The organism is Aquimarina pacifica (assembly GCF_000520955.1).
Taxonomy (GTDB): Bacteria; Bacteroidota; Bacteroidia; order Flavobacteriales; family Flavobacteriaceae; genus Aquimarina; species Aquimarina pacifica.
In genome coordinates this window covers 54,015-75,540 of record NZ_JACC01000011.1, presented here as the reverse complement: position 1 = coordinate 75,540, position 21,526 = coordinate 54,015, and the positions used below count along the sequence as shown (strand labels likewise).

13 protein-coding genes are annotated in these 21,526 nt (G+C 36.1%); all 13 read left to right on the top strand.

Going from position 1 to position 21,526, the window contains the following annotated elements; genetic code table 11:
• Positions 1-21: 21 nt before the first annotated feature.
• The 13 genes from DZ60_RS0107955 to DZ60_RS24125 are packed head-to-tail and all read left to right on the top strand — an operon-like array spanning position 22 to position 21,525.
• On the top strand, positions 22-1,941 hold the full coding sequence (locus tag DZ60_RS0107955; protein ID WP_034229095.1) for a phage tail sheath family protein: 1,920 nt from the start codon (positions 22-24) through the stop codon (positions 1,939-1,941).
• Positions 1,942-1,982: 41 nt separating this feature from the next.
• Positions 1,983-2,426 carry a phage tail protein gene (locus tag DZ60_RS0107950; protein WP_025741560.1) on the top strand — a complete coding sequence of 148 codons (444 nt, stop codon included), beginning with the start codon at positions 1,983-1,985 and terminating at the stop codon, positions 2,424-2,426.
• Entirely contained in the window at positions 2,426-2,869 is a 444-nt protein-coding gene (locus DZ60_RS0107945) for a phage tail protein (RefSeq protein WP_025741559.1), read from the top strand. Before DZ60_RS0107950 ends, DZ60_RS0107945 begins: the two co-directional genes overlap by 1 nt.
• Entirely contained in the window at positions 2,869-3,030 is a 162-nt protein-coding gene (locus tag DZ60_RS25445) for a DUF5908 family protein (protein WP_162831960.1), read from the top strand. Before DZ60_RS0107945 ends, DZ60_RS25445 begins: the two co-directional genes overlap by 1 nt.
• 11 nt (positions 3,031-3,041) lie before the next feature.
• Positions 3,042-3,767: a CIS tube protein gene (locus DZ60_RS0107935; protein WP_025741558.1), complete on the top strand. Its 726-nt coding sequence runs from the start codon at positions 3,042-3,044 to the stop codon at positions 3,765-3,767.
• A complete protein-coding gene (gene vgrG / locus DZ60_RS0107930) occupies positions 3,768-5,513 on the top strand; it encodes a type VI secretion system tip protein VgrG (RefSeq protein ID WP_025741557.1) in 1,746 nt (581 codons plus the stop codon).
• Between the two features lie 53 nt (positions 5,514-5,566).
• Positions 5,567-5,854 carry a PAAR domain-containing protein gene (locus DZ60_RS0107925; protein WP_025741556.1) on the top strand — a complete coding sequence of 96 codons (288 nt, stop codon included), beginning with the start codon at positions 5,567-5,569 and terminating at the stop codon, positions 5,852-5,854.
• A 2-nt stretch (positions 5,855-5,856) separates the two neighbouring features.
• On the top strand, positions 5,857-6,270 hold the full coding sequence (locus tag DZ60_RS0107920) for a GPW/gp25 family protein (RefSeq protein ID WP_316929869.1): 414 nt from the start codon (positions 5,857-5,859) through the stop codon (positions 6,268-6,270).
• A 19-nt stretch (positions 6,271-6,289) separates the two neighbouring features.
• The gene (locus DZ60_RS0107915; protein WP_025741554.1) at positions 6,290-9,517 is read left to right on the top strand and encodes a baseplate J/gp47 family protein; all 3,228 of its coding nucleotides are present in this window, start codon (positions 6,290-6,292) and stop codon (positions 9,515-9,517) included.
• Positions 9,505-12,201, top strand: coding sequence for a hypothetical protein (locus tag DZ60_RS0107910; RefSeq protein ID WP_025741553.1), 2,697 nt, complete (start codon positions 9,505-9,507; stop codon positions 12,199-12,201). The genes DZ60_RS0107915 and DZ60_RS0107910 overlap by 13 nt, the downstream gene beginning before the upstream one ends.
• 18 nt (positions 12,202-12,219) lie before the next feature.
• A complete protein-coding gene (locus tag DZ60_RS0107905) occupies positions 12,220-16,824 on the top strand; it encodes an eCIS core domain-containing protein (RefSeq protein WP_025741552.1) in 4,605 nt (1,534 codons plus the stop codon).
• Positions 16,825-16,828: 4 nt separating this feature from the next.
• Complete coding sequence (locus tag DZ60_RS0107900; RefSeq protein WP_025741551.1) at positions 16,829-18,319, top strand: hypothetical protein; 1,491 nt, start codon at positions 16,829-16,831, stop codon at positions 18,317-18,319.
• A gap of 11 nt (positions 18,320-18,330) precedes the next feature.
• Positions 18,331-21,525 (top strand): hypothetical protein, encoded by a 3,195-nt coding sequence (locus DZ60_RS24125; RefSeq protein ID WP_025741550.1) that lies wholly within the window; start codon positions 18,331-18,333, stop codon positions 21,523-21,525.
• The last annotated feature ends 1 nt before the right edge of the window (position 21,526 follow it).

Genomic DNA, 21,526 nt, shown 5'->3' with positions numbered 1-21,526 from the left:
CAAAATTAAAATTCACAAATTATGGCACCGTACAGTACACCAGGAGTTTATGTTGAGGAGATTGCTAAGTTTCCTCCGTCTGTAGCTCAAGTCGCAACGGCTATTCCTGCTTTTATAGGATATACAGAAAAAGCGACGAATAAAGAAGAAGGAGATCTCAATGAGATTCCTACAAGAATATCTTCTATGCTAGAATATGAAAACTATTTTGGCGGAGCAGAATTAGAAACAGGAATCGTTGTCAATGTTGTTGATGATGTTATTTCTGTACCTACTCCTGCAACACGTTCACCTTTTCTGATGTATTATTCTATGCAACTATATTTTGCTAATGGTGGTGGGCCGTGTTATATTGTATCTGTAGATCAATACGGCGACGGTTCTATTTCTACGGTCGCCTTAGGAACAACAACAACAGTTGGTTTGCGAAAAGGATTAGAAATTATAAAAAAAGAGGATGAGCCTACTTTGATTGTTTTTCCAGATGCAACATCACTACCCGATAGTGGCTCTATGTATGGTCTCTATGAACAAGCACTTATTCAGTGTGAAGACTTACAAGATCGTTTTACCATTATTGATACATATAGTTATGATAATACTGCAATCGTAGATCCTAATATAGGAGAATTACGAGCTGGGATGACCCTTGGAAAAGATTTTATCAAATATGGAGCCGCATATTATCCATTTGTAGAAACTATTTTGGATTATCAATATGCTGATAGTCAGGTTACAGTTAACGAAAGCTCTACAGATACAACGAATCTTCAAGAATCGGTACAAGACATATCTGATGCCATAGACACCACCGATCTAGAAACACTTATTACAGAGTTAGGTGTGATTGATACAGATATTACAGCTGCAGGTAACGATGCTGATGCTATTGCAATGATACCAGATCTTAAGGCTAAGATTAATGAGATCATAAGTTATATTAATGGAGTCAGTAGTGGTATTAATAGCGCAATAGATATTGCCAGAACCGACGGTAGCGTTGATGCAGAAGCTAATGCATTAGATACATGGTTGACCGATGTACTCGAACAAACTATTTTGGATCTTAATAAAAGTATTGACAGATTAAATGCAGATGATTCACAATTAAAAATTGTAAATGAAATTTCTGTTAATCAACCAGGACTTTTTGATGCACTAGGGATTCATTCTACAGATGCGGCAGGAGATGCATTAAAAGCTCGAATTGATACCTTATTAGCTTCTGGGGAGTTATTTGCATTAATAGCTGCATTGCCAGCATCTGGTGGATCATCACCTACCTCTGGTACGTTAGATTCTTTAGAAGTAAGTGATAATGCCTTATATAATAGAATAAAAGCAGAAATAAGCATACTACCAGTGATATTGCCTCCAAGCAGTGGTATGGCAGGTGTTTACGCGCGAGTTGATAATAGTAGAGGTGTATGGAAAGCCCCGGCTAATGTGGGGATGACCTACGTAAGTAAACCAACAGTACATATTTCTCATGCAGAACAAGGAGAACTTAATGTACATACAAGCGGTAAGTCTATTAATGCTATTAGAACTTTTGTTGGTAAGGGGACTTTAATATGGGGTGCCAGAACATTAGCGGGTAATGATAATGAATGGAGATATGTTTCGGTGCGTCGATTTTTTAATATGGCAGAAGAATCTATCAAAAAAGCAACAGAACAATTCGTTTTTGAGCCTAATGATGCCAATACTTGGGTAAAAGTAAAAGCGATGATCACTAATTTCCTCAATTTACAATGGCGCGCAGGGGCGTTAGCAGGACCGACACCTGATAAAGCATTTTATGTAAATGTGGGATTAGGAGAAACTATGACAGCTCAAGATATCTTAGAAGGGTATATGTTTGTAGAAATAGGTATGGCTGTTGTTCGCCCAGCAGAATTTATCATACTTAAATTCTCTCATAAAATGCAAGAAGCATAATCCACAAATTATCAAAATTAATTTTTTAAAGTATACAAAACATGGCAGCAACATATCCATTACCAAAATTTCATTTTAGAGTGTCTTTTGGTGAATCAGAGTTTAATTGTACCGAAGTATCAGGTTTGGACTTCGAAAGAGAAATGATAGAGTATAGAGGAGGAGCCGATAATGAATATCATAAAACAAAACAACCTGGACTAGCTAAGTATAGCAATATCACAGTCAAAAGAGGAACATTTATAGATACAAATAAGCAGTTTTACGAACAATGGATCAAAACAGTTTATTTTCAAGAAGGTGAAGAGCAATATAGAGGTGATTTAACCATTAGTCTCCTTGATGAGAAACATGAGCCCGTTATTTCCTGGAAAGCAGAGCAGGCATATGTAACCAAAATACAATCTACCGATCTCAAAGCTGATGGTAATGAAATAGCAATAGAAACAGCAGAATTTGTTCATGAGAAGTTATCCTTATTATAATGGCTGCATACTATCCACCAGTTGGGTTTCATTTTAAAGTAGAATTTCAAGGGATTACCAGTGCATCTAATGATCATCAATTTCAGTCGGTTTCGGGACTTTCTGTAGATCTCGAAACCGAAGAAATCGCTGAAGGAGGAGAGAATCGATTTAAACATAAAATTCCTGTTAGGACTAAATACCCTAATCTAGTATTGAAACGAGGACTTTTGATCGATTCTGGATTAATAGATTGGTGCAAAAAAGCCATTGAGGATCTAGAAATAGCGCCTATTAATCTTACTGTAATCCTACTCAACGAAAAGCATGAACCGCTACTTACTTGGGATGTTGTTCATGCATACCCAGTGAAGTGGGCTGTAGAAGATTTTAATGCAGAAGAAAGTAAACTGGCGATAGAATCTTTAGAATTAACCTATAATTATTTCAAAACCCTTAACTAATGCCAATAGAGATCAAAGAATTACATATAAAGATAAACGTTGATGAAACCAAAAATCAGTCTCAAGGTGCTACCTCTTCTGGTCAAAAAGGAAATGCCGAATTGATTGCTAATTGTGTAGAAAGGGTAATGGAAATCTTGGAGACGAAGAATGAACGTTAAACGTTGAGAAAATGAGTACAGGCAAATTACAAAAATTGGTTATTCGTTGTTTTAAGGATGAAAAGTTCACCGAAGAACTACCAGATCTGAAATATACAGCATTATTAAATCCAGAAAAGTATAGCTTCTCCCTTACTACAGAGTTTAATGAGGAACAAGCCCAAGGAACAAGTTCTAATGATCTACAATTCGTAAGATCTATTCCCGAAGACCTTGATCTTGAATTTCTTTTTGATCGTACAGGTGCAATCGTGCATTATGGTGATGATCCTAATTCTAGTAGTGATGATACTGTATATAAGGATAATGGGAATGGTATTATTGACGATCTAGATGCTTTTAAAAAAGCAGCTTATGATTATAACGGAGATAAACATAAGCCTAACTATTTGATGGTGATTTGGGGATCATTAACATTTCCGTGTCATCTGGTTTCTATGGATATAGAATACAAATTGTTTAAACCAGATGGAACCCCACTTAGAGCATTGGTAAAAGCCAAGTTTAAAAAATTTATAGAAAAAGAAAAGCGCTCAAATGAACAAAATGATCAATCACCTGATTTAACACATTATAGGATAGTTAAAGCAGGCGATACACTTCCGTTAATGACCTTTAGAATATACGGAGATCCTAAGTATTATCTAGAAGTTGCTAGAGTTAATAATATAAGTAATTTCAGAAAACTGAATGTAGGTCAAGAGTTGTTTTTTCCACCATTACAAAAGCAGTCATAAATGAATAATAGTGGAGTCATACAAACCTCAAAGAGTTCAGATTTAGTAACTTTTAAGATACTGGTTGAAGGGCAAGAATTGTCTAAAAAATATCAAGTAAAAAGTGTGCTGGTCCATAAAGAAATAAACCGAATTTCAATGGCAAAACTAGTACTTATAGACGGTGATGCTACAGCACGGGATTTTGAGTTAAGTAATGAAGATTTACTAATCCCAGGCAAGAACATAGAAATTACTGCAGGATATCATTCTGATGAGAGTACCATTTTTAAAGGAATTGTGATTAAACATAACTTACGAATTAGATCTAATGGCAACCAATTGATTATAGAGTGTAAGGATGAGACTGTTAAACTTACGATTGGTAGAAAGAGTAAATACTTCTATGAAAGTACTGATAGTGATATTTTTGAAGAAATTATAGGTACTTACGGGCTATCCAATACGATTGAAGCAACAACGCATTCGCATGCAGAATTAGTACAATATAATGCTTCTGATTGGGATTTTATTATAGCACGGGCGCAGGCAAACGGAAAAATCTGCTGTGTTGATGATGGTGAAATAACAATCAAAGCTCCCGATTTGGGGCAGGAAGCAATAGAAACAGTAACTTTTGGAGCAAGCCTGTTAGATTTTGATGCAGAAATTGATGCACGACATCAAATGAGTACTGTATCCTCGTATGCCTGGAATTATTCGGATCAAGAATTGTTAGAAATCGAAGGAACAGATCCAGCAGTATCACTTAACGGAAATTTATCTTCTTCAGATTTGTCAGAAACGATAGGGTTAGAAAATCTTGAATTAAGACACGGTGGAGCGGTAACTGATGCCGAATTACAAAGCTGGGCAGATGCAAAGCTGCTTTTTCAACAATTATCAAAAGTACGAGGACGTGTTAAGTTTCAAGGAATTTCTGAGGTTAAACCGAATACCATATTAAAACTTGAAGGAGTAGGTGATCGGTTTAATGGTAATGTATTTGTAACCGGAGTTCGACATAGTTTAACTGATGGTAATTGGACCGTTGATGCACAATTTGGTTTGAATCCAGAATGGTTTACAGAGACATATGATATTCATACCCCACCGGCTTCGGGATTACTTCCCGCAATCCAGGGACTTCAAATTGGTATCGTATCACAATTACAAGATGATCCTGATGGCGAAGAACGTATTTTGGTGCAAATACCAATTATTAATAATGAAGAGCAAGGGATTTGGTGTCGTATGGCGTCATTAGATGCGGGAGAAAATAGAGGCGCTTTTTTTAGACCAGAGATAGAAGACGAGGTTATCATTGGTTTTATCAATGAAGACCCAAATGATGCTGTTATTTTAGGAATGCTTCATAGCAGTGCCAAGCCAGCTCCATTAGTAGCATCTGATGATAACCACGAAAAAGGTTTTATTACGCGAAGCGAGATGAAAGTACTTTTTGATGATGATAAAAAGACACTCAATATCACTACCCCTGCGGGTAAGCGAATAGCACTTGATGAAGATGAAGGAACCATAGTCGTAGAGGATGAAAATTCGAATATCCTTACCCTAGATAGTTCGGGGATTGTAATGGAAAGTGCTGGCGATATACAAATCAAAGCATCGGGAGATGTTACTATAGAAGGGACCAATGTAAATGTAACTGCCAATGCATCTTTTAAAGCCGAAGGAGCTTCGGGAGCAGAAGTGTCCTCGGGAGCTACTGCTGTATTAAAAGGATCATTAGTGCAGATTAACTAGTAAAAAAAGAAGATTAAGTAATATAAATTAATTCAAAAAAAAAATAAAATAATATGCCACCAGCAGCAAGAATTAATGATATGCATGTATGTCCTATGGTAACAGGAACGGTACCTCATGTAGGAGGTCCAATTTTACCTGCGGGAGAACCTACAGTACTTATTGCTGGGATGCCAGCAGCGAGAGTTGGTGATATGGCAACATGTACAGGTCCTCCTGATACGATAGCCGTAGGATCAGGAACAGTTATGATAGGTGGTATGCCGGCAGCCAGAATGGGTGATAGCACTGCGCATGGCGGAACCATAGTGGCAGGAGAACCTACTGTATTAATAGGATAATTATGATGGATAATAAAAAGTCGTTTTTAGGAACTGGCTGGATCTTCCCGCCAGAATTTACCAAAGAAACAAATTCGGTAAAAATGATTTCTGCCGAAGAAGATATAAAAAGTAGCCTCGAGGTGTTATTATCTACCCGTTTGGGAGAACGTATTATGGTTCCTAATTATGGCTGTAACCTTGATGAGTTATTGTTCGAAAACCTTAATAGAACCTTGATTTCTTATGTTACAGAATTGATAAAGACAGCTATTTTATATCATGAAGCTAGAATAGATGTAGACAAAATTGATATTACCCAAAGTGATACGCTACAAGGAGAATTATATATAAAAGTAGCATATACTGTAAGAGCTACAAATGCTAGAAATAATGTAGTGTTCCCATTTTATTTAGAAGAAGGAACTGATATTTAAAATTTTTTAAAACAAAACAATGTCAGAAAATTGTGAATATATTGATAGTATTTTAGAGAGAAGTGGCAGGGATCAGGAACAACGGTTTAATGAAAAGCTCGATCCGGATAATCTAAAACTTCATGATCTTGATATAGAAGATTGGATGCTTTTTGCGTATAATTTTGCAAAGCATGTAAATTATTTTGATACTAATAACGATAATACACCTTCAGGAAACTGGCAGGATTTATTCAGATACTTTGAGTTTGATGAAGAAACAATACCATTGCGAGGTGCTACAGAGTATCAGAAAATCAAAGAACAAATAACAGCAAAAATAGCTGCGCAAGAAAGTGAGGCAGAAATAACGCCTCATTTTACGTTGTTTATTTGTTTTTTGAAGCTATTGTCGCTTTCTAGAGAACGATTTAACAATCTTACCAAGAGGCATTTGGATTTTTATTTTGAAGAAATTTTAAAAGTAGAAAAACTTCCGGCTTCTGAAGATAAAGTGCATATCCTGTTCGAAATTGCAAAAAAGAGTGTAGAAGAAAGAGTTCCCGAAGCAACAGCCTTAGATGGAGGTAAGGACACCATTGGTGTTAAACGTATTTATAAAACTACAGAAGAACTTATTGCCAATAAAATTAAGGTCTCAGCTCTTAAAAATGTATATAATGATGCTGATTCTACAAGGATAAAAATTAGTGAAATAGCAAACTCTTATGGTGGAGATGGAGAGACTTTTCCTGATGAAGAAGAAAATAGTTGGTGGCCCTTTGGATATCCCAAAACTGAGACAGAATATCCAGAATTACAAAATGCATCGATAGGTTTCGCAATAGCCTCGCCTTTACTATTGCTGCAGGAAGGAGAACGAAAACTGAAAATTACTATCACTTTTGAAGAAAACTTGAGGGCAATAGGAACAGATGAATTAGTAGCTTCATTAAGTTGCTATGCTTCTGGAGAAGAAGAATGGATTGGTCCACTGGCGTTAGATACTTCGGTTTCTCAAATTATAGGAAACCAACTTATTATTGGATGCACATTGGCTAAGGATGTACCCGCAATACTACCTTATAATAACGAAGTTCTAGGAGGAAATTTTGATACAGATTTTCCATTATTTAGAGTATTTATAAAACAAGAAGATATAGATCTCACCCAAGCAGAACAAGAGGTAATAAAAGGATATGATTTATATACAACCCTTGCAAATCAGGTAGTAGAAACGATTACCGTTACTAATGAGGTAACAGGAATAAAATCTTTGAATTTAGAAAATGATACAGGAAAAATAAATGCAGAAAAACCTTTTTTCCCATTTACAACACAACCACTTAAAAAATCCAATTTTTATATCAATTATAACGAGGCTTTTTCTAAACAATGGACTGAAATGTCAATATATGCAGAGTGGAAAAATACGCCTGATCCTGCTACTAGTAGTTTTACAGAACTATATGAGGGGTACTCAGTTAGCGGAGTGTCAGATTCTTATTTTACAGTAAGATCGGCAATGTACGCAAATGAAGAGTGGGAAATCATTCAGAATGATAGTAATAGTGGAGATTTGATAACGGGTTTATTTAATAAAAATGCACCCACCAATAGTGTATATGAGTTCAAATATTCATTATCCAATGCGGGTCGAGCATACAAGGCAAATTACAGTGGTCCTTTGCGAATTTCATTAAATCAATCGTTTTTACATGATGTTTTTCCTAGGGTGTATGCAGTGCAGATTGCTAAAGCCATAAATGATACTTTAGGAGATGAGGTTGTCCCTCAAGAGGCCTATACACCACTTGTAGAGTTTTTGACCATGGACTATAAGGCAGAAGAAACTACAGATTTTAGTGTAAAAACGGAAACTGCATACCAGAATAATCGAATACAACTGTTTCATATTAATCCTTTTGGTCAGAATGAAGAGCACGGTTTTCTTAAAGAAATTAAGATAACCAAAGATGTACAAGACCAAAATGATCTAGCCGAAATTTCTGAGGGTATTAGTAATGGATTATCAGAAACACAAGCAAAAAATTTGATTACCAATAGTTATTTAATCCCAACTTATTGCCAAGGAGGATCACTATATATAGGATTAGAAGAAGCAGAAATCTCGCAACAAGTTTCTCTGCTAATACAGGTTTTAGAAGGTAGTGAAAACCCAAAAGCGGATAGTTTTGAAGGGAAACAGCGAGTAGAGTGGTCTGTTTTATGTCAGAATCAATGGAAAGACCTTGAGGAATCAATGATAATTAATAATATCGACAATTTTCTGAGTTCGGGAATTGTAAGATTTACGATCCCTAAAGAAGCCACCAAAGAAAATACAAGATTATTAACAGGGCTGACATGGGTTCGTGCACGAATGCATAAAACTTATGACGTAGTAAGTAAGGTAAAGGCAATTCATGCACAGGCAGTTGTGGCTGTTTTCGAAGACCAAGGTAATGAGTTATCGCACTTAGAGTCAGGGCTGCCTGATGGTACTATAAGTAAGTTAATAACTAGAGTGCCTCAAATAAAATCAATTACTCAACCCTATACTTCTTTTGATGGTCAACCCCAAGAGTCAGATGATGCCTACTATAGAAGAATAAGTGAGCGATTACGTCATAAAAATAGAGCAATTACTCTTTGGGATTATGAAAGTTTGGTACTTCAAGAATTTCCAGAAATCTATCAAGTAAAATGTCTGAATCATACTAATGATTCCTCTTTTTTATCCCCAGGAGATGTCACGTTGGTTGTGATACCAGACACGATCAATAAAAATGTATTCGATATTTTTCAACCCAGAGTAAGTAAAGCCTTGTTAAACAAAGTAGCGTCATTTATCAATAAATTGAACTCAATGCATGTTACTGCGGCGGTAATTAACCCATCTTATGAAGAAGTAGAAATTTCTCTTTCGGTTAAGTTTTATGAAGGATACGATGAAAGTTTTTATGCCAAGCAGTTGAGCGAGGATATTACTAAGTTTCTTTCTCCTTGGGCTTTTGATACTTCCCGAAGTATAGATTTTGGAGTTACATTACATAGAAGTATACTGATTGATTATATAGAGAAACTAGCGTATGTCGATTATTTACAGGATGTCATCATGAAAAAAGATGACGAAGTATTTGGCAATAGTATCGCACCTTCTAATCCCTCATCAATTTTAGTATCTGCAAAGACACATCAAATAGACACAGCGATCCAAACATGTAAAACAACATTTATAGAAGAAATAGAAAAATGTCAAATTTAGATTCACATATTAGCATTCCTAAAGATGTATCCACAGAGGATGATCTGGATTTCTATTTCTTAAGGAAACTAGGGATAGAATATATTTCTCAGTTAGGAGGAAATCTCTGGACAGATTATAATACACATGATCCAGGAATCACAATTCTCGAAATGTTAGCATATGCAATTTCTGATTTAGGAATGAGGATTAACATGCCGATAGAGAATCTGTTAGCCTCTGATGATAAGAAAAAAGGACTAGAAACACAGTTTTTTAAGCCTGCTGATATCTTTCCTATCAAACCTGTAACAGCATTAGATTATCGAAAATTATTTGTTGATATAGCAGGAGTTAAAAATTGCTGGCTGAGTACATATGAGAAAATGATGTATTTAGACTGTAAGAATGATGTACTTACTTATAATCAAGATGATGTTAGTGACCTAAAAGATGAATTCAAAAAAGAATTTATGCTCAAAGGTTTATATAATTTGTATGTTGAATATGAAGATGATGTAGAAGATGATACTGCGAAGAATCAAATTATAGACAATATTAGAGTTGTTTATCATCAAAATAGAAATCTCTGTGAAGATCTAATTGATATAGAAGAAATACAAACCCATGAGATTGCCATATGCGCAAGTATTGAAGTAGAGAATGAGGCGGATGAGGAATATATACATGCACAAATATTAATAGCAATTGATAACTATTTTTCGCCCACCATAAATTTTTACTCTATTCAGCAAATGTTGGATAAAGGGTATACCACGGATCAAATATTTGAAGGTCCAATTCTTAACAAAGGTTTTATTGATGCCATTGAGTTAGAAGAAGCGAATTTACGAGAAGAAGTTCGGCTATCAGATATCATAAAATTGATCATGAATATTGAGGGTGTGAAGTTCGTAAAAGAAATTACGATTGGTAATTGCGATGATAATATAGCCGAGTCAAATGATTGGTTGATTTGCATAGAAGAAGGAAAAAAACCAGTATTATGCGGCAAAAGTATTATCAACTACAATAAAGGCTTCTTACCTCTTAATCTTAATCAACAGAAAGTTGAAGCGTATATAGAAGAATTGACGCCGGAAGAAACTGAGGTATTAGATCAGGAATTAGATTTTCCCGAGGGACAATATTTCGAAAATGAAAAATATACAACTATCCAAAATGATTTCCCAAGTACTTATGGTATTGGGAGAGATGGATTATCCGGTAATGCGACAACAGAAAGAAAGTCTCAAGCCAAACAATTAAAAGGGTATTTGTTGTTTTTTGACAAGATTCTCGCAAGTTACTTTCAACACTTAGGGAAAGTAAAAGAATTACTCTCTGTTAGTGGAGAATCAGTGAATACTTATTTCACGCAAGCCATAGAAGATATTGCAGGATTCGAAGAGTTGGTAACTAATTATAATGCTGATAATGATGATGAATTAACAAATTCACTATTCAAAGAGATAGATAATAATGTAGAGCGAAGAAATCAAGTTTTAGATCATCTTCTAGCACGATTTGCAGAACGTTTTAGTGAGTATACTTTTTTAATGAAAACCTTATATGGTGATACTACAGGAGAGGTGGTACTTCGTAATAAAGAAGCTTTTTTAAAAGAGTACCAAGTGATCAGCAGCGAAAGAGGAAAGGCATTTAATTATTATAATCAGGAGTTAGATTCTTTATGGGATACCGATAATGTTTCGGGAACTCAAAAGAGAATTGCCAGATTATTAGGGATCAAAGATTATAACAGAAGAAATGTCTCAAACTCCTTTATCAGAATTAAAACAGATGTTGATAAAAACGATTGCATTGTATTTAGATGGGAGATTCTCGATACGAATGGCGACCCCATTTTTAGGTCTACAGAAAATTATGGATCAAAAACAGCTGCGATAAATGAGCTGCATTTTACAGTATTATTACTAATAGAAACGAGTGTATATGATTTAGAAGAAGCGTTTACCAAAAAACTAAAGGACGACACCTATGTTAGTAATATCAAAATTAATATATCAGAAAAAGAAAAACTGTATTCTTTTTCGGTTATCAATCCTGAAGAACCGGTATCAAGTACAAAAATGATTACCTCAATACATTCTCGTTTTTATGATACACAAGAGGAGTTGAGAGAAGCAATTTTTAACGCATTGGCATTTATAGAAAATGACTTTACAGAGGAGGGATTATTTCTTGTAGAACATATATTACTGCGTCCTGATGTAAAGAAAGTAGATGTAGATCCTTCGTGTTTTATACCTATATGTGCAGATACATGCGAAAATTGCGAACCTGTAGATCCATATTCATTTAGAGTTAGTATTATTTTACCAGGATATACCTATCGATTTGCAGATACTGATTTTAGAAATTATATGGAGAATGTTATTAAGCAAGAAATTCCGGCACATGTGGTTGCCCGAATATGTTGGGTAGGACATAGAAAAGGAGAAGTTGACGATACAGAAAATGGTCTATTACTTTTCGAAAATGCATATAAAGAATTTTTAATGGCGAAGACCGAGTATCCGCAAGAAAACGATGAAGAAGAGATGGCAAAGTTAAAAGAGTTTATAGCACGATTATTTAGTTTACAAACGCTATATCCTGCGGGTAGATTAATTGATTGCGAAAATGATAGTGATATTGATGGTCAGGTCATTTTGGGTAAAACGACCTTAGGAACCTTATAAAGAATAATGATGTAAAACATGTTTTCACCAAAAACGGCAAATACCGCAACCAAGGGCAACAATACGCCTTCTGTTTTTACACAAAAAAACAGAAGCGATATGTTTATACAGCCTAAATTGAAGGTCGGAAAACCGGGTGATAAATATGAAGTAGAGGCAGATCATGTCGCCGATCAAGTAGTCAATAAACAACAAAGTACAATGCCCGGATTGGGGTCGGCACCATCGACCATTCAAGCCAAACCTGATGAAGAGACTATTCAAGAAAAACCTATAGCAGAACGTATTCAACCAATGGTGCGTTTGAATGAGGTGTCCCCCGTTCAGCGAATGGAAGAAGAAGAGGCACAAACAAAAGCTGAGGATGAAGATGTTCAAACTCAGTCAGACGAAGAAGCGCAAATGCAGGAGGATGAGGATGTTCAAACTCAATCAGATGAAGAAGCGCAGATGCAAGAGGATGAGGATGTTCAAACTCAGTCAGACGAAGAAGCGCAGATGCAAGAGGATGAGGATGTTCAAACTCAATCAGATGAAGAGGCCCAAGCAAAAGTAAATCCCGGCCGTTCAAGACTTACTCCAGCATCATCAATTAGTAGCTCTATCAAAAGTGCAAGAGGACAAGGATCTCCGTTACCAGATGGTGTTAAAACTCAAATGGAATCAGGTTTTGGAGCAGATTTTAGTGGAGTGCGCGTGCATACTGGTAGCACATCAGTAGGGATGAATAAAACGTTGGGTGCACAAGCATTTACTTCGGGTAATGATATTCATTTTAATGAAAATAAATTCAATCCCGCAACTACAGAGGGACAAACGCTATTAGCTCATGAGCTGACCCATACAATACAGCAAGGTGCATCTGGGCCTTCAGGTCAAGAAGGCACAAAACTAGAGGGCACAGCAGTAGAGTCAGCATCAGGAAATACAGTAGCGCCCCTAGAATCAGAAAAGCCTCAACTTGAAGAGGCAGCAGCATCAGGACAAGGAGCAGTTGCAGAAACAATAGGAGCTGAAGAAGTAGCAGCAGATGAGCAAGGACAAGAAGCAGGAGGACAAGAAGGAGGAGCACCACAACATACAACACCAAGGAGTCCAGAAGAAGATCCAAACTTTAAGAAACTAGAAGGTCGTGTAGAAACTACCTCTGGGGAGCAACAAGGTCATGCTCCAGCCACTTCTGCTGCCGGCAGTGCGCAGGCCGCAGCCGTATCTCCGGATAATGAGCAAGAAAGCGGAGCTCAAGCTGCTCAGGTCGATACCATGGAAGAGCAAGAAGCAGGAGAATTTAGTGCAGAAGCTTTCAAAGCGCAATTGATGCAGCGTATCGAGAGCATGCAATTGCCCAAGGATGAAGATGAGGCAGATGATTTTGAAAATAATAACAATATTGATGAGGTAACCGAGCAAGGTACTCAGGATGCTGCAGCCGAACGGGATAATGCAGCAGGAGCTATTGCATCTGCAACAGAGGCAGCACCTAATACTGCTGCGATACCAGCAAGAGAAGTAACACCTTTAGAACCTGAACAAGCCGGCGCTGTTCCTAATAGTGTAAATGCCAATCAAGCCATGCCGCCTTCACGCGGAAATGCAGAGGTAACCCAACCATTGCAAGAAAATATGGGTGATGTAGATCAGCAAATGGCGGATAACGAAATCACAGATGAACAATTAGCAAACTCAAATGAGCCGCAATTTACAGGGGCGCTAGGAGAGAAGCAAAAAGCACAAGAACATACCGATACTGCTCCAGGTCAATTCCGCCAGCAAGAACAAGGAATATTAGCCAATGCACGTGTGAGTGCAGAGAACCAAAGTCAGCAGACCTTAGGAGGAATGCATGCAGATCGTGCCAATTTACTAGGGCAAGTAGCAGGTAACCAACAACAAACAGGAACCACTGATACTGCAGAACGCGAACGAATTGCCGGAGAAATTAATACAATCTACGAAAATACCAAAACAGATGTAGAGACACTATTAAGCGATCTCGATACAAAAGTAAGTGCTTTATTTAAAGCTGGGGCCTATATCGCCAAATTAGCATTTGAGAATTATGTCGATCGCAAGATGGATAAATACAGAGATGAGCGTTATGCAGGAGTAAGTGGATTTTTTAGTAGGATCGGAGATGCCTTTACAGGTTTACCTGATGAGGTGAATGAGTTTTTTGTAGAAGGGCGACAGGTATTTATCGATAAGATGGATAAAGTGATTACTGTGATTGCAAATCTGGTTGCCAGTAAATTAACAGAAGCCAAAACGCGAATTACAAAAGGAAAGCAAGAAGTACAAGATTATGTAACCGCTTTACCACAAAATCTACAAAATATAGGTAAAGAAGCTGCTGAAGGTATACAAAACAAGTTTGATGAATTAGAGCAATCAGTAGATAGTAAACAAGAAGAGCTAATTGATAGTTTAGCAGAACAGTACAATGAACAGTTAGAAGCAGTAGATGCCCGTATAGAGGAGATGAAAGCAGCCAATCGTGGACTGATCGATATGGTTATGGATGCTATTGGGGCAGTAATCAAGGTCATTCTCCAGATTAAAAATGTACTAACGAATCTATTGGCTGCTGCTATTGATGCTATCGGTGCAATTATCAGTGATCCGATAGGGTTCTTAAGTAATTTAATTTCAGGAATCAGTCAAGGATTTACCAATTTCGGAAGTAATATTTTCAAACATTTACAATCAGGACTCATTCAATGGCTTACAGGTACATTGGGACCAGTGGGTATAACGATGCCTGATGATTTATTTAGTCTCAAAGGGGTCTTTAGTCTGGTATCTCAGATATTGGGTGTGACATGGGATTTTATTCGCCGCAAAGCAGTGAAGCTCATGGGAGAGAAGATGGTCGCTGCTATGGAAACTGGATTCGAAATGTTTATGATTATCAAAAACGAAGGAATTTCAGGACTTTGGGAATATCTCAAAGAACAGTTTCAGGATCTTAAAGAAACCGTACTTGATGCTATCAAGGATATGGTGATTACTACCGTGGTAGAAGCAGGGATAAAATGGATTTTAGGATTGATGAATCCAGCAGGTGCCTTTGTCAAAGCAGCAATGGCAATTATTGAGATTGTCAAATTCTTTATAGAACGAGGTAGTCAAATTTTAGAATTGGTCAAAGCCTTTATCGATGGGATTAGAGCCGTGGCTTCTGGATCGGTGCAAAAAGTGGCCGAAATGATAGAAAAGGCATTGGCAACGGCACTACCTGTGGTGATTGGATTCTTAGCGGCTTTACTAGGAATCAGTAAGATCGCTTCTAAAGTGCAAAAGATTGTCAAAAAGATCCGAAAACGTATCGATAAGGCAATTAATAAGATGATTAAAAAGGCCAAAAAAGCCTTTAAGAAACTGATCAGAAAAGGCAAGGCGAAGGTCAAAGGGGCTATTGCCGGAATCATTAAATGGTGGAAGAAGAAAAAGAAATTTAAGGCCAAGGATGGTCAACAACATACTTTATATCTAGAAGGAGGTGAAAAAAATGCAAAGCTGTACGTTCGTTCAAAACCGAGAACAATAGATCAATTCTTAAAAGATAAAAAGAGCCAGTTTCAGAATGATCCTTTATTAAAGAATCATTATCAGACAGCCGTTACTTCTAATAACATAATTAAAGGAGAAATTACAAAATCAAAAAAAATAAACCCAGAGACAGAAGCCGGTAAAAAAGCTTTAAAAACATCTAATGGACTTATTGTTTCTAATATGGATAGACTTAGTGGTGCATTAAGAGATTTAATGCAGGAAGACATACCTGAAGTAAGCAAAGCAACTAAAATGAGTATGAACAAATCTAAGTTCGTCACCCGAGATGGAGTCAAATACCCTAAAAGAGCAGTTATGGAGTTGATTCCGTATCAACCGAATTATGGATCTGCTCCAGGAAGCACCGTAAGCGCTTCTTGGCCTTATTTTACGAGTAATGGGTTAACTAATTTATGGGTAAGAATGCATTTAATTAATGATAACTTGGGAGGACAAGGGATATCCCAAAATTTAGTTCCTGGACCTAAAACAGTGAATACACCTATGGAAAAACTGTCTGAGTCTCCACATAAGCAAGCAGTAGGTGTTGGGACTACATATGACAAGTCGGTGATTTGGATGGAAACAAATGTAGCCTATTATTCGGCTAGTGAAGGAAGAGATGTTAATAATGATACCACAGGAAAGCCTCTATATCTTTTTGCAAAATCTATACATGTTAAAGGAGGGTTACATTTTTATGATGGATCAAAATGGAAAAGAGACAAACGTAAAATTCTGGATAGGTCCTTTCCAATACCTTTGCCTAGTACTACAAATACTGAAGCTAAAAAAGTACACTTCCCCTCCGCTGATTTTGTACAAATCATGGAAATTAACTTTGATCAAGCAGGTGTAAATAGAACTACGTTTAAAAATAATTTAAGAGATAAGAGAACAGGAGGTAAACGTTTATATGATCATATTTGGGAGCATAAATCTGGAGCTTCAGGAGTTTCGGATTTAGAAAGTAGAATTCAAGCCGAAGGAATTGACACAACAAAAAGTGCTTTTCCAGATATATTTAGAACTCTTAGAGTTATTGATAGAGAAAAATTAATTAGTTGGTAAAATTATGAATTTAGAAGTTCTAAAAACCCCATTCGAATTAGAAGATAAAATACAACGTATAGACGGAGTGTTTGCTTGTTCTAACCAACGGAGTAGTAAATCAAGTAAAAAAGAAAACGAGAAGTTTGAAAAAACTATTGGTTTTGGTATACCCGATGAAATGTTGGAGTTGTACAATTATCATGAATCTATTAATTTATTATGGCAGTATAGAAAAGATGGAGTAGGATTAATTAACGGGCGATCTTGGTTACACGGACCTTACTCTTTTAATAAAGGTTATTTTAATGCTAGAAGAACAAAAAAGAAAGGCGAGAAACTTAAGGGGCATCTTTGGGTAGAAGGGATGAATACAGAATGGATCAACGAGTTAGAGTCGAGATATTTTATTTTGGATTTTATATGTTTTTACTCCAATACATTTGTATTGTTAAGTTTTAGTGAAGACCCATCTCCTAAGCCAGAGTTGACCTTATTTATATATCCAAATTTCTTATTTCCGTTAAAAATATCATTTCAAGAATATGTCTATTGGGTTGATAAGGTAAGAGCATTGGATACGTGGATGGAACATTTTATAGATAAAGAAAAATGTACAGAGGAGGCACTTCAACAATTGAAAATCATGAGAAGCGGGCGATTTTTTGCAAATATGTCTTCTGTGTTTCCAGAGGTAGATCTTACTGATTTTTCAGGGAATGATAAGACGATTGAACCATCTTATCCTTTTACATCTATTGCTGTTCAAAAGAATTATTTTGAGGAATTAATAGCAAAAAGTGAAGTTTTTTTTGAAGATAAACCTGTAGAAGGAGAAAATAAAATTCCATATACAGAGACTTGGACGACTGAATTTTCTCTTATATCGTTTGTTCCAAAACCATTAAATATTTATATGGTTCGTAAAATAGAAACGTGTATAGAAAGACAATTACCTGACTCTATGCTGGCTTTTTACAGTCAATTAAATGGTTTTAGAATGGATTGGAATATACCTAAAGATTCAGATTTCTGTAAGAATTACGAAAAAGAGGATAGAGATTATTTATTTGGGAATTTCAAACTCTATGCATTACATGAGGTGTTCGGAGGAAATAAAGCTATCGATACTTTTCATTGGAATAGAGATAATTGGCCGGGTGCAGTATCTGATCCAATAAACATGAGTGATGAGGAATTATTATTTGCCAATACTTGTTTTCTAATTTATGGATCAGAATTAAATAACGTAGTTATACGATTTGAAGATGAGGAGGAGGAACCATACCTGTATTTGTGTGAATATATAAATGGAGGTTTTTTTCATAAACTCAATATAAATTTTGACGAGTTTATAGCATTTTTATTTGAAAATATGGGGCTTCAATATTGGGTGCGATTTTTTATAGAAGATGATGAGGATGCTAGAGAAATTATTAGAAAGTCTCCAAATGTTCCTAGAATTTTAGAAAAATTAAATCCTAATGCTAATTTATCAAAATATAGAAATAAATAGCTAATCCCGTTTTGCAAAGTTTCCAAACAAGAGGAGATGCAGGAATAGATAATAAGAAAGAGTCACAACATACAGATTGGAACTCAGTAAAAAAACAGATACAACAACAAAACACACATAAGGTTATGACAACGACATTAGAGGCAATAACCACCAATTTTAGAAGGTTTACCAAAAATCAGGTACTTACAGAAGGACACCTCAATCAAATTGTAGACTATTTTGATGATCAGATACGATTGTCCAGGACCTGTCTTAGCGGGGTAGGAATCGTATGTGGTTTTGAGGTAAGTTGTGATGATACAACGCAAGAAATTACCATTACTCAAGGGGTGGGGGTGACGACCGATGGCGATTTATTTCATTTGTATAAAGAAGACCTTGATGGAGATTTTTCTATAGATTTGGAGTCTTTAACCTATGCAGGATACCGCAGTTATGATAATACCGATGCACAATACACACCATTCTTTTACAGAAATAGTGCGCAACTTACACTTAGAGAACTCACTTTAGAAAGTTCAGGAGATGGGATCAGGCCTTTGAGTAATTTGTCTACACTCAAGGATATGGTAGTTTTAATATATCTCGAAACCTATATTGAAGAAGCAGATCTATGTACTACGTTGGGATGTGATAATCAAGGAGAAAATAAAGTGGCTAATTATAGAGTGCTGATCGTAAGCAAAACGGATGCAAGTTATATTATGAGTCATGATGACACGATCCAAAAGACAAATTATGGTAAGTTGTATTATGACCTTCCAGAAATAGTGTTGCATAAGGTGGTTGCGGCACCTGCGATTTTTGACACTTATGATGATCTTAGACAGAGTTTTGTTGATGCCATAACGATTGATAATACCATTCAAAAAGTACGAGATGGATACGATATTTTGTTTAAAACATTAAAAGCGAATGATCTGGCAGCCGAAGTAGATGCCAAAATCCTAGAATTATTAGATTTTGACATAACCGATGTTCCAGATGATTTTCAATATCGCTATGATCTATTAAAAGATCTAGTAGATACGTATAATGAAATTAAAGAGTTGCTTCTCAATATTGATGTGTCTGATTGTTGTGCAGACTATAAAGATTTCCCAAAACATTTGATGTTAGGAGAAATAGAAAAACAAACATATTGCCATGAATATAGACATGGATTTTATAAATCTCCCATTTTAGCGGATCAGGTGGCGAATACATGCGATAGCTGTGACCCGATTGAACTAGATTACGATATCGAAACTGGCGATGATGCTGGAGGGTGTGTCGGTAGTGATGGTACGGCAGACAATCATATTGTTTTTGTTATTGATGAATCAGGATCTTTTAGGGCACAAATAGAATTCGTAAAGGACGCTCTTAATGGATATTTGACTTCTATTTCGGAGACCCAAACCCAAATATCTTTAATAGGAATGTCCAGTAGTATCGATAATTCAAGAGATGATCATGTGATATATAAACAGGCTAATGATCCAGAATTAACCAATTGGATTGATAGTATCTATGGGACCTCGATCTCTGAGGGAGGAAATAGTTCAGATTATTGGTCTAGCGGATATCAGGTAGTTATAGAATCAATTCTGGATACAGAGATTCCTGATCCAACTATAGTTATTGTATTGGGGGATGAAGGTCCAGGACCATATTCAGATAGTCATAGTGTTACACTAGAGAGGGCAGGCGTTATAAAAAGAGAATCGAAATTATTTAACTATATAGTTGATAATGATAGCAGTGCTACCTTGACTTCCATAGCGGCATATGCGATTTCTTCTGACTCAGTACCCAGTGTGGATGGAGAAACAGATATTGATACCACTGATTATTTTCTGGCAGTAGATTTTAGAGATCTAGAAATCAAAATTACCAACCTTAACGAGTCTCTAATAAATTCTAATATTTTGTGCCCAGAAACCACCGAAGATGAGGTGGTCATAGATCCAGATAATAGTGAACTCACAATTTGCTATCGTGCAGGAAAAAGTGAACAGCGATTTTTTACATTATTAAAAAGAGCTGCGCAACAGATAACGAATTATAACGCTGATTATAAATTTATAAAAATAACACCTACACTGGATTTGGGTATACTTAGTAAAAAAGCAATACCTTTTTACTATAATGTCGGTGAAAAACTAATTGAGTATTGGGATTTTGATAAAACTATACTCGGTAGACAGAAAACAAACTTAAGTTATCACGATAGTCTATTGGTCATAAAAAAGCCACTAGAATTTTCTTTGGATAGTAATTTTTATCGTGTAGAAGGACATTTGGGGCGTAATTATGTAGAAGTTGTCGGTAGAATCAATACGATAAAAAAAGAAAGTAGTCTTGGTTTTAATGTAGTAGCACTTCCCATGGAAACTACGGATACTTTAGGCGAAGACTATAAGTCGTATTATCTTAACAGAAATTATGGTTTAGAACACAAAGCAGGAGTACCTCCTGGAGGAACCCTAGTATTATTTTATTTAGAAGGAACGGTATCCAATATAAACAATCCTGTCGTTGCTGATTTTTGTTTACCCTATTTATGTTGCGATGAAAACGAAATAGCTGTAGGCTTGCCAGATGAGGTCATTTGTTTTGATGAAACCACAGAGCCAGTTCCGTTTGAAGTAGTTCCTGCAACAGCCGTGGTTAGAGCAGATGTACCCGAAGGTCTTAATGGTGGTGTTATTAGAAATGATGATGGGACATATTCCTTTGATGCAAGGTTAGTAAGCCCTTCACTACACGGTACAAGTATTCGATTTATAGTCAATAATCAGAATGCTAATTTTGGAGTGCGTGTATATGAGAAACCTACATTAGAAGTACGTAGAACAATTTCTTATAATTATAACAAAACCATAGCTACGGTTACATTCATTGTTACTGGTAGCGAATTAGAAACAATCTCAGAATATACATGGGATTTTGGTGATGGGTCCCCTCTTTCTAATGTCGAGCCTAATTTATCAGATCAGGTTATTTATAGCTACAGTTTACCTTTAACAGGAGGAAGTGTGGTATATCCAAAATTAACCATATCAAGAGATTTTTGTACTAGTGATATCCCTATAGAATCAATTGCATTTGACGAAGTACCTTATTACTATTACTATGGTTATTCGGCATCAGATAGTGAAACAGGAGTAGAAATAAGTGGCGATACCATATTGTCAATGTCAATTGGGGATTTATCATAAA